At 31.5% G+C, this 1,522-nt stretch carries 1 protein-coding gene; it reads left to right on the top strand.

Annotation, left to right across the window (positions count from 1 at the left end; translation table 11 throughout):
* Positions 1-386: 386 nt before the first annotated feature.
* Positions 387-1,522: DNA methyltransferase (locus B0A58_RS16030; RefSeq protein ID WP_133063178.1), on the top strand; the 1,136-nt coding region annotated here is incomplete at its 3' end.

The following is a 1,522-nucleotide window of genomic DNA, read 5'->3' as shown; positions in this document are numbered from 1 at the left end:
TTTTTGGGCGGGTGCGGGCAAAAAAAGCCCGCACCCGCCCAAAAAAAGGATTTCCACTACTATCCCTAACGCATTAGAATTACAAACAAGCCATTATTTTTAAACCAAACCACACCATCCAATTTAAAAAAAAACTACATTTGCCATTCATTAAAAAAAACAATTTATTGAACAACTAAAATAGTAAAATAATTAAAATATAGCGTTTCGCTTTAATTTCCTGCTGTAGAAATCTCGCAATTTTTTCAAAAGCACAAGGAAGTAAGAAGTGGAAACGTCTGCGTTATACGTGGGCGTTCCTTTTTGCTTTGTGCTTAGGTTTTGCGAGAACCTCTACAACGAGCTTAAGGAATTAGCCCACGTTGTATTTTGTATAACTGCAAAATATGAAATTATACGATACACTTGAAAGTTTATTAAAAACAGAAAACAACTATACTGATGATGAGGGTCATTTAAAAAAATGGGTAATCATCAACAAAGCACAAAACTTTGATGCCGAATTAATTGGTTTACTTCTAGAAAATGAGGAAATAAAATCACATTTTTTTATCTCAGTAAAAGATGTATTGGTCTTTAATCAAAGTTTGTTTATTCAGTTTTTGGAACAAAAAAACTATTTGAAAGACAGTTACACTTCTTTCAGAAACAAAATTGGACTTACGATTGATGGTAAATTTCTAAACCAGCGGAATGAAGTAGCATTGGTTTGGCCTTATAAAGACTGTATTTTAGAAGGCGGGCAAAGTCGAGAAGAAGACAAAAGAAAAGAAATATTTTTCAATGAAATTTTAGCACAAGACGAAATCAACCAATTATTAGAACCAAAAGTATTGACCAATGCCAAACGATATACAGTTGATGGCGAAAAAATATGGGACACTTTTAAAAGAAATTCAGAAGGAACCATAACCGATAACTTGATTATAAAAGGCAATAATTTATTGGCATTACATACTTTAAAAGAAGAGTTCGCTGGAAAAGTAAAACTAATTTATATTGACCCACCCTATAATACAGGTAGCGATAGTTTTGGGTATAATGATAATTTCAATCATTCTACGTGGTTGACTTTTATGAGGAATAGATTAGAAGCTGCAAAGAAATTATTATCCATAACAGGAAGTATTTGGATAAGTTTAGATGATAGTGAAGCTCACTACTGTAAAATCCTGTGTGATGAAATATTTGGGGAAAATAATTTTCTTGCAGATATAATTTGGAACTCTACAAAATCCGTTACTAATACAGCTTTAATATCTTCTGCACACACACATAATTTAGTGTATTTTAATTCAAAAGAATATTATATTAAAAATAGGACTGAATTTAGATTATCAGAAGATGGATCTGGATTTAATAATCCTGATAATGATCCAAGAGGATTATGGAAAGCCGACCCTTTTCAAGTTGGAGGATGGAGACCAAACCAACAATATGAAATAATTAATCCTAATACTGGTGAAATATATAAACCTAACAAAGGAGCAAGTTGGAAAAATGATTTTCGAGTTATTTACAT

This window comes from Flavobacterium branchiophilum NBRC 15030 = ATCC 35035 (genome assembly GCF_002217205.1).
GTDB lineage: Bacteria > Bacteroidota > Bacteroidia > Flavobacteriales > Flavobacteriaceae > Flavobacterium > Flavobacterium branchiophilum.
The sequence above is the reverse complement of the archived record's forward strand: the minus strand, read 5'-3'. Positions and strand labels throughout refer to the sequence as shown.